The sequence below is a fragment of the Actinophytocola sp. genome (genome assembly GCF_009379765.1).
Classification (GTDB): Bacteria; Actinomycetota; Actinomycetes; order Mycobacteriales; family Pseudonocardiaceae; genus Actinophytocola.
Window position 1 is genome coordinate 117661 of sequence record NZ_WHTD01000002.1, and the last position, 8615, is coordinate 126275.

At 66.7% G+C, this 8615-nt stretch carries 11 protein-coding genes and 2 pseudogenes; 4 read left to right on the forward strand and 9 right to left on the reverse strand.

What is annotated here, in order from left to right; all coding sequences use genetic code 11:
• Positions 1-88: 88 nt before the first annotated feature.
• From GEV28_RS01115 to GEV28_RS01130, 5 genes and pseudogenes are all read right to left on the reverse strand, one after another.
• Positions 89-508: a hypothetical protein gene (locus GEV28_RS01115; protein ID WP_291407578.1), complete on the reverse strand. Its 420-nt coding sequence runs from the start codon at positions 506-508 to the stop codon at positions 89-91.
• A 321-nt stretch (positions 509-829) separates the two neighbouring features.
• Positions 830-1162, reverse strand: a complete 333-nt coding sequence (locus tag GEV28_RS01120; RefSeq protein WP_291407579.1) for a helix-turn-helix transcriptional regulator — start codon at positions 1160-1162, stop codon at positions 830-832.
• Positions 1163-1456: 294 nt separating this feature from the next.
• Positions 1457-1540 (reverse strand): annotated as a pseudogene (locus tag GEV28_RS42075) (DUF2180 family protein); the annotation flags it as partial.
• A 59-nt stretch (positions 1541-1599) separates the two neighbouring features.
• Positions 1600-1944 (reverse strand): hypothetical protein, encoded by a 345-nt coding sequence (locus tag GEV28_RS01125; RefSeq protein ID WP_291407581.1) that lies wholly within the window; start codon positions 1942-1944, stop codon positions 1600-1602.
• Positions 1945-1974: 30 nt separating this feature from the next.
• Entirely contained in the window at positions 1975-2715 is a 741-nt protein-coding gene (locus GEV28_RS01130) for a sulfite exporter TauE/SafE family protein (RefSeq protein WP_291407583.1), read from the reverse strand.
• A 269-nt stretch (positions 2716-2984) separates the two neighbouring features.
• On the opposite strand from GEV28_RS01130, the pseudogene GEV28_RS42080 reads away from it, so the two are divergent.
• Positions 2985-3272 (forward strand): annotated as a pseudogene (locus tag GEV28_RS42080) (universal stress protein); the annotation flags it as partial.
• A gap of 42 nt (positions 3273-3314) precedes the next feature.
• Here GEV28_RS42080 and GEV28_RS01135 read toward each other — a convergent pair.
• Positions 3315-3728 (reverse strand): hypothetical protein, encoded by a 414-nt coding sequence (locus GEV28_RS01135; RefSeq protein WP_291407585.1) that lies wholly within the window; start codon positions 3726-3728, stop codon positions 3315-3317.
• Between the two features lie 213 nt (positions 3729-3941).
• On the opposite strand from GEV28_RS01135, the gene GEV28_RS01140 reads away from it, so the two are divergent.
• Positions 3942-4526 carry a hypothetical protein gene (locus GEV28_RS01140; protein WP_291407587.1) on the forward strand — a complete coding sequence of 195 codons (585 nt, stop codon included), beginning with the start codon at positions 3942-3944 and terminating at the stop codon, positions 4524-4526.
• A 35-nt stretch (positions 4527-4561) separates the two neighbouring features.
• On the opposite strand, the gene GEV28_RS01145 is transcribed toward GEV28_RS01140, so the two are convergent.
• Entirely contained in the window at positions 4562-4768 is a 207-nt protein-coding gene (locus tag GEV28_RS01145; RefSeq protein ID WP_291407589.1) for a hypothetical protein, read from the reverse strand.
• Positions 4769-5864: 1096 nt separating this feature from the next.
• Between GEV28_RS01145 and GEV28_RS01150 the strand changes: the two genes are divergently transcribed.
• Both GEV28_RS01150 and GEV28_RS01155 read left to right on the forward strand, forming a co-directional pair.
• A complete protein-coding gene (locus tag GEV28_RS01150) occupies positions 5865-6197 on the forward strand; it encodes a hypothetical protein (protein WP_291407591.1) in 333 nt (110 codons plus the stop codon).
• Positions 6190-6426, forward strand: coding sequence for a hypothetical protein (locus GEV28_RS01155; RefSeq protein ID WP_367115004.1), 237 nt, complete (start codon positions 6190-6192; stop codon positions 6424-6426). Before GEV28_RS01150 ends, GEV28_RS01155 begins: the two co-directional genes overlap by 8 nt.
• A gap of 1214 nt (positions 6427-7640) precedes the next feature.
• Here GEV28_RS01155 and GEV28_RS01160 read toward each other — a convergent pair.
• Both GEV28_RS01160 and GEV28_RS01165 read right to left on the reverse strand, forming a co-directional pair.
• A complete protein-coding gene (locus GEV28_RS01160) occupies positions 7641-7928 on the reverse strand; it encodes a hypothetical protein (RefSeq protein WP_291407594.1) in 288 nt (95 codons plus the stop codon).
• Positions 7929-7989: 61 nt separating this feature from the next.
• A partial coding sequence (locus GEV28_RS01165) for a hypothetical protein (protein WP_291407595.1) occupies positions 7990-8615 on the reverse strand: 626 nt, incomplete at its 5' end.

Genomic DNA, 8615 nt, shown 5'->3' on the forward strand with positions numbered 1-8615 from the left:
TCGAAGAAACGCAGGTTGGCGTCCAGCGCGCGGTCCCGCTCCGCAGCGTCACCGAGGCGGGCGAGGTGCTCGGCAATGAGGGCGACGGTCAGCGCCCTAACGACCCGTGCGCGGCACCCCGCTCGTGAGGAAAGGCAATCGTGCTGATGGAGCGGTCCTGGCCGACGTCGAGCAGGTCGTCAAGGAGGATGGCGTCAACCGAGGCAGGATTAGGGTCGGTCGCCAAGGCCTCGACGACATGCTCGCGGAGCCGACGAACAGTATCCTCGTCCTCGACGAGCGTGATGGTCTCGATCCAAATGTACTCCTCGCGGTAACGACGTAGCTTTGGACCTCGCCAGGGCCATCCCCGCGAACTCGACGAATTCGACGAGCGCGCGATCCGAGTACGGAACGTGAGGGCACGACCACCCAGCACCGTCGACGTCGCCAGTGCGGGCACCGCGCCGGTGCTGCCGTCGTCACTCTCACTCTGATCCTGGCCCCTTGCCCTCTGCATCAAGATCAAGTGAGGCAAGATCAGATCTTGAAACATTGTGTTGAGGGCGAGCGAGGAGTCCGACCCGAAATGAGTTCGACCAACGAGCAGATGCCTGACCCGGAGGTTACGGCGAAACCGAGGGAAATGACATCGCGGTGTGGGTCGCACACCCTTGCGGAAACGCGTGCCTGAGGGGAACGCGACCAGGCTGACCCGCGCCACCGACCGGCTCAACCCAAAGATCCTTCGACAGTGCACAAGCACCGCTTTTGCACTCACGTGCGTCACCGCCCCGGACAGGCCGACGTCACACCCGCGCCCGCACCATCACCGTGTGTTTGGTCCGGGTCAGCAGGTTCCTCGGGGGCTGTGGGCTGTCGTGGGTGAAGGGTTCGGCGGGCTGGGGAGTGCTGCGTGGAGGCGGTCCAGTGCGTCGGCGGCCAACGCGTAGTCGATCCAGCGTCCCCGGCGGCTGCAGGTCACCAGGCCGGCTTCCCGCAGTACCTTGAGGTGGTAGCTGAGTAGGTTGACCGCGACCGGGAGATGTTCGAGCAGCGTGCACACACAAGCTGGCCTCTCAGCCAGTCGGCGGAGAACGTACAGACGGACCGGATCCGCGACGGCGTGCAGCAGCGCCGCAGTCTCGTCGAGGTCCGCGGAGTAGTCCGTGACGGCGGTCATGGCAGTTCCAAGCTGGCGTCGACGGGGATGGCCTGGTCGCCTTCCTCGATCGGAACCTGGTCTTCGGGTCTGATGTGGGCCCGCACCTGGTACGTGGTGCGGGCCCGGGTGGTGTTCATCGCCGGCTGCCGACCAGGTGGCGGCGCGGGGCGGCGGTGCCGCTTTCGGCGCCGTGTCCGCTGTGTTCGGCGTTGTAGCAGGTGTCGCAGGTGATGCGGCGGGCTGGCCGCGACCGGGTGGCCGGGCCCATCCCGGCGAAGTGGTGGAGGTGCTCGACGGTGAGTGGGCGTGTTCGGCGCATACGGCGGCGCCGCAGTGCCGGCAGACGGCCGTCGCCGGGGTGGTCTGGTTCTCGATGGCGCAGTCGTAGCAGTTCATGGATACCCTTCCTTTCCACTCCCTGCGTTGTGTCGCCGCGTAAGTCGCACGGCGACGGGTCAGAACGAGATGACCGTGGCGGCTTCGCGTCCGTAGCGAGCGAAGGCGTCGCGGGCGAACTCGAGTTGGATGCCGCGTTCGGCAAGCTTGTCCGCGGCGTTGTTGGCGGCGGCGATGTTCAGGCAGGTCCTGACCGGAACGCCGTGCTCGACCAGCGCGTCGATCTGGATGTTGAAGTCGCCCTGGGCGGGGTCGAGCAGGGCCTGTTCGGCGGGGCCGAACAGGTAGACCTCCAACTCGACGCCGCGGTCGGCGGCGACCTGGCGGACGCGTTCGGCCACGTGGGCGCCAGTGGTCAGCGAGTCCTGGTCGGCGTGGAAGATGTGGATCACCGTCTTCGGCATGGCTTTGGTTCCTTTCTCCGCACCCCTGAATCAGGTGAGCAGTGTGACGATCTTGTAGGCGGTCATCACGACGATGAGCACGCCGAACATCTGCTTGATGCGCACGCTCGGGACATAGAGGCTGGTGAGCCGCGCGCCGGCGAACGCGCCGGCCGCGCCCACCGCCAGCAGGGCGACGGTCAGGCCGGGGTCCCACTGGGCCATGGCCAGATGCGGCACCAGAGCGGAGAACGAAGGCAGGGTGACCGCGACAGCGTTGATCGCCGCCGCCTTCTTGGTCTCGAACCCGACCAAGATCAGGGTGGGCATCAGCAGGAACCCGGGGCCGACCCCCAACAGCCCGGACAGCACCGAGATGGGCACCGCCCAAGCCAACGCGGCTCGGTAGTTCTCCCAGCCGGGCCGTTCCTTCACCGGACGGAACAACCGGAAGGCCAGATAGCCCACGCTGGCCAGATAGACCGCCCAGATCGCGGTCGGCTCGATAACATTCGCCAGCACAGCACCCACCGGGGCGAACGCGGTGGTGACCGCGACCAGACCGAGCGCCCGCCGCCACTCGATCAGACCACTGTGGGCGAACCCGACCACGGCGAACAGCGCGGTGACGCCGTTCAACAACAGGCTCAACGGCTGCACCTGATCGACCAGGTCGGGCAAGAACAGCGCCAGGAACGGCACCGCCGCGAACGCCACCCCCAGCCCCAACATCCCCGACACCACCGACAGCACGAGCAGCCCGCCCACCATGACAAGCACGACACCGGTCATCGAGCACCTCCCGCTCATTGCAACTCCGCCTGAACTGTCAGTTCCGACGCTTCGCGGACCGCGAGCACCGCGACAGGGACGGAGGGCCTGTTCCTGGAGGTCGGACGACCCATCGGCCGTCCACCGGGCCGCCGCGGACGACATCGTTGGTCGGCACAGCCATCCGGATCCCCGGGCCAGGGTCGATCGGCCCTGGCCGACGCAGCGCGTTGCGTCGAGAGTGGGCTCATCGAAGCGCCGTGGACGGTGTCGACGCGGGAGGGGTGAGCATGGCGAGCGAGGTCGAGCAGCCCGTCATCGTGGTCGGTGTCGACGGGTCGCCGGGCAGTGTGGAGGCGCTGCGGTGGGCGGCCGGGCAGGCCGAGCTAATCGGTGCGACGCTGCATGTGCTGATCGCGTGGCGGTTGCCCGAGATGTACAGCTACACCTCCCGGGACTTCACGGCCGAGGCCGGCAAGACGCTCAACGACGCGATCAAGAAGGCCCTTGGTGCGCAGCAGCGTGTCCCGATCGTCCCGAAGGTGGTCGAGGAACGACCGGCCGTCGCGTTGATCCAGGCGGCACGCGAGGCGCGCTTGCTCGTGGTCGGCAGCCGGGGGTCACGGGATGTTCACCGGCACCAGCGCGGGCAGCCCGAGCCGAGGTGTGAGACCGGAGACCGGTACCACGATGGTGAGCATCAGCAGGGTCACGGCGGCGACCGCGATCGCCCGGTAGGCGAGGTAGCGCGGCACTGTGACCGGGCTGACGCGCAGGATCAGCACGATGCGGTCGTCGATGTCGTCGAGGATCAGCAGCGCGCCGACCATGCCGATGATCAGCGGCACGTGCAGCACGACCAGCGACGCGAGCAGGACCGGTTGGTACGGCGTGAGCTCGACCCCGAACCGCGTGTGCAGGTAGGCCATCAACGGCGGGTCGCCCAGCCGCAACGCCACGGCAAGCAGGATCGGCCCGGCGAGCACCACCGTCAGCAGAGCGCTGCGCACGGTGGTACGGCGATCGATGTCCATCAGTGCCGTGAGCCACCCCCGTGAACGCCATCGGTGGTGACGTGCTCGGGCCGGTCGCGGCCGGGTGGTACCGGCGGACGCACGGGTGAAACGCCGCCTCGCGAACCAGATGGCCGCAGCAATGGCCAGTAGCGAATAGCCGAGCGCGGCAGGGTCGAGACCGGAACGGATGACGTCCGCCGCTCCGGTGGTGGGCACGAGGAACAGGAGCGGGTGATCGGCGACGCCGGTCAGGTGGACCAGCGGTGCCGCGATGAGCAGCGCGAGCGGCAACGGGGCGACAGTCAGGAACGCGGTCAGCGAAGATTGCCGGACCACGAGCGCGAAACAGAGCACGAGGAACAGCACCGCCAGCACGGTGACACCCAGCAGAACCATACCCAGGTTCACCCCGCGTCCCGGAGGGCGCCGATGCCTGACCAGCCAGCAGATTTCTTCCACGAGATGAGCGCCGCCGCACTCGCTCGTCCCGAGGTTGCGACCGGAACGAGGATGGGGTTCCCGTGTCTGCGTGTCGCGGGCGCGTTCTTCGCGTCCTGCGACCATCGCACCGGCGACCTCTTCGTCAAGCTTTCCCGTGACCGCGTGGAACAGCTGATCGCCGACGGTGTTGGCAAGCCGTTCGCTCCGGCGGACCGCACGTTCCGCGAATGGGTCCTCATCGCCGACCGCGAGGAGACCCGCTGGGCCGAGCTGGTTAACGAAGCCCGCGCGTTCGCGAGTAGACCCGTGAACTACACAGGTTCCGCCGACCTCGAGTCAGTCGCGGGTGGGGGTTGGGGTGGCGGTCGCATGTGAGAGGAACGCCTTATCAATCTGATTGTTCGACGACGTCAGATCCGGGGCGCTGCCTGGGTATAGAACGCGGACCAGGAGCACGGCGACCACCGCCCGACCAGTTGCGCGGCGACGAACAGGGGCACCGAGGCGGGGGTGATGCCGGCGAAGGTGTCGCTGAACGTGCGGCCGATGGTGATCGCCGGGTTGGCGAAGCTGGTCGAGGAAGTGAACCAGTAGGCCGCACCGATGTAGGCCCCCACGGTCGCCGGCCTGCTCGACGCGACCGGACTGCACGAGCGAGAAGATCACCAGCAGCCTGGGTACCAAGGTCGACCTCAGCGCTGCAGCCGGCACCATCGCCGGGAGTCTTGCCGTAGCAGGTGGTCAGCTCGCGGTCACCGGGATTGCTATCACCCTCGCGGTCGTGCCTTACCTGGCCAGCTAGTACAAGACGCGCCAAGATACAGGTAGGAAATCACCCGTTGCCTACCTCCTTGCCGCCGGCCGCGAGCTGTCGTGACCACCGCAACGACCAACGGCCCGTCATGGAAGGACCATCAGCGGCTAGAGCAGCGGTGCTTCGCTGCAGCTGTTGCCATCAACGCGACGCCGGCCACCGCCGCGCCTGTACCCACTGCGTCATCGAAATGCGTCAGTGGCAGCAGTCCCCTGGGAGGAAGCGGCAGTGTCGACACCGAAAGGACCGCAAAGCTCGTACGACCTGCTGGTCGGGGATACCTCTGTGTCACTACTGATCGTCCCGCAGTGTCGGGCCGAGGTGCCGACGAGGGTTCGCTCGCATCGAACGAGTCGAACATCTCGCCATGCACCATACGCGCAATGTGTTCACTCCTCGCTCGCTCGACGCTAGACCAGCGTCTAGCGCAGCAAGTTCAACGTCTCGCCCCATCAAGATCGCCAACGTCGCGGGATGCTGACCGGGATACTCCTGTCCTTTGAGCCGCTTTACGCGCAGGAGAGAGCCACCAGTTCGCCCACGCGCTCGCAACCCCATGCTTGGTCACATTAAATGTCACGATAGCTTGACATATCACTACAGCAACCTATAGTCGAGAGCAAGGACGTCGCGCACGTGCGACGAACGTAGGGATCTTGGATCTGAACCCATGAGGGCTACTGGGGGAACTGTGGCAACGACGAGAGGCGCGATCGAACGGGCATGGTTCGCCAAACCCGCCACCTCAAACTTAATCAGAGCATCGCTGCGAGGCGGCGATGCGTACCTCTGACCAGATCCTTGGCAGACTCGCCCCGCCCAGCCGGTTGTCAGCAAGACGACGCGATGGACCTCTGACGTTGGCCGCCATCCTGCTACCACCACTGTCGGATGGGTCCTTGGTCTACGCCATCAGCCGCGTCGATGAGTCCGGTGTGGTCGTCGCCGCGCACGTCCTCGACCGTCTCGACTGGAGAACCGGTGACCGCCTTGCGGTCACCACCGCGCGCAATATCGTTATGATCCACCTAAAGCGTGACGGCCTCCAAGTTGTCCCCAAGCGGCGCCTGCTAGTGATCCCGGCCGCCACGCGGCGCACATGCGGGATCCAGACAGGCGACAGTTTCATGCTGGCGACGGCTGCCGACCTCGATACGGTACTGATTCATCCGCCGGCCGTGCTGGACTGGACGATGACCCCCTACCGCAACGAGATTCCCAGCGATGACTGACTTGGGAAACCCGACCCTCACTTGGGTTGAACGCAACGTCAGCTACGCCATCGCCCGAGCCTACGCCGACCACTTCGACACCAACGGAACCGTTGGCACCACAGCAACCTACGTCCGAGCCGACATCCACGAAGTCGCCACCGCACTCGCAGCACTCACCGGCGAACCACACCCGCTCGCACGGCCTCGACACACTCGGGAGGCCCTCGGATTTGACGTGATCGACTGAACTGCTAAGGTTTGACCATGGATATTTCCGGGAAACCGGGAAATATCTGGGGCGTGGGGGTTCAAGTCCCCCCTCGGACACCAGTTTTGGTGAGATCTCACCAGACGCGCGAGATTTCACCACCGTCGTCATGTGCGCCTTACCGCAGCCTATCGACGTGACCGGGTAGTGCAGCCGGATTGGTACTGGTCCTGGTGGCGGAGAGTTCCGTACCGGCACCGATTCTGCGGACGCGTAACCCGCTTGATGACGTCACCTCCGATCGGAGCCGTTTAAGCGGGGTCAGGACCGTTGAACCGCGTACCTCGCCCCCGTGGCGGCCGCCGTGCCGGAGCGCCGGTCGAGCTCGGTGATCTCGACCGAAGGGACCAGAGGTACCGACAGCGATCGAGCGCAGCGGCGGTCGTGGCCGACGCCGGGTCGTACAACGGGATCGAGGCCGCACAGTCAGCGAGCTGCTCGTCCAGCTCAGCCGGCGCCAAGCGGGTATTGAGCGGCACGAACACCGCGCCCAGCACGCGGCGGCGAACAGGACTGTCAGCAGGGCAGGGATGGTTGGGGCTCGAGATAAGCGACACAGTCACCACGGCCGACTCCCCTGGCGGACAACCACCGCCCGCGCAGCCGGGGACGGATCGACCATGGTGCGCTCGCCGCCGCAGCGCCTGCGTCGTTCGCGCCGGGGCCGCAGGTTGTCAGCGATTTCCAGCAAGCCAATCAGGGTGCGCTCACAGTCCACGGTGACGCAATCTGTCCGAGTTCGCTCACCTTGTGCACGACCAGGTGGTCCGCCCAGCCGGGCACGACTTCCGGCGAATGGTCCCGAAGCGACCATGTCCTGGTTCGTGTGGCTGACGTTGCTGCCTTAGATTGGGCTGGCCCCGTCAGTCGTCAGCCGATTCGACCTTCCAGCTGTGCTTCTGGATGACGTGGTCTGCTGTTAGGTCGTGATGCTGGAGGGCGACAGCCACCGCCTCGGGGCGGCGCCAGGCTTCATCGGTGGCGATTTCGACAGCGAAGGCTTGCGCTGAGCTGGGCAAAGAAACTTATTGTTGATGTTGGTCCGCCGAGTTCGGGGCCGTCAACATTTCAGTACGCGCTCGGTGCCTGTCGTCGTACGCCATGGAATGGCGACCTTCATGTCACCGACTACGTGCCACGTGCGTCCACGTCCGCGCGGCGTTCGTGGTGGTCGTGCCCGGCCTCGTGCGGGGTCATCGCCGTTCGGCATGGTCAGCCGCGGGCACCCGGTCGACGGACCGTACGATGGCCAGCGCCTCCGCCCCCGTGGTGTGGGCGACGCAGAACGTCTCCTGCCAGCCGCTGGGCAGTTCCTTTCGGCCCAGGTACGGGGGGATGCGGTCCGGCCCGGTGCCCATGATCCGGTCGAGCGTCGCCTTCTCGATCCGCAGGGCCTCCCGCCCGGTGTCCACCACGCGGGTGCCGACCACCAGCCATCCCTGCCCCCGGAACACGTCGAGCCGCCTCGACCCCCGGTTCATGACCCCAACCTTCCCGGCGTCCCATTCGGGGTGGATGATCACGTAGACCAGCGACGGTGCGTCACTGTTCCAGCCGCCCGGCGTGCACACCGTGCAGGCTGCGGGTACCCGAGGTGCCGCGCCGCACGCGGGTCAGCGTCGGGTGGACCAGGTTTCCGCACTCGTGCAGCGACGTCCACGGCTTCTTGACGCCCGGGAACGGGCCCTGGGGGATGAATCCCCTGCGGAGGAACAACTCCACCGCCGCCTTGGGGGCGACACGATGGCCGTTGCACACCAGGCAGCCGTGGCCGTCGAGCACGTCGGCCAGGGTCGGCGACACGGTCTTCCGGCAGGTGCCGCAGGTGCTGGGCCACGCCACGCCGAAGCCGGGGTACGGGCCTTTCGGGTCGAGGCCGCGCCGCAGCATGTGAGCGCGCGCCCGGTGCTCGGGGATACGGCGTTTCGCCGCCCCGCGCGCTTTTCCGCAGGGGAGGCAGCCGCCCTGCCCGGCCAGGATCGCGCCCAGGCGCGGGGACACCTGGTCGCCGCAGGTGTCGCAGCGGCTGTCCATGGCCATGACAAAGTCCTCGCGTGTGGCCAGGTCGAGGTCCTCGCTGGTGGCCAGGTGAAAGTCCCCATCCCTCGTTCGTCGTGTCTGCCGGGAGCGTGAGGCCTGGGCGGTGACGGTGGCGGTGTCAGCCAGTC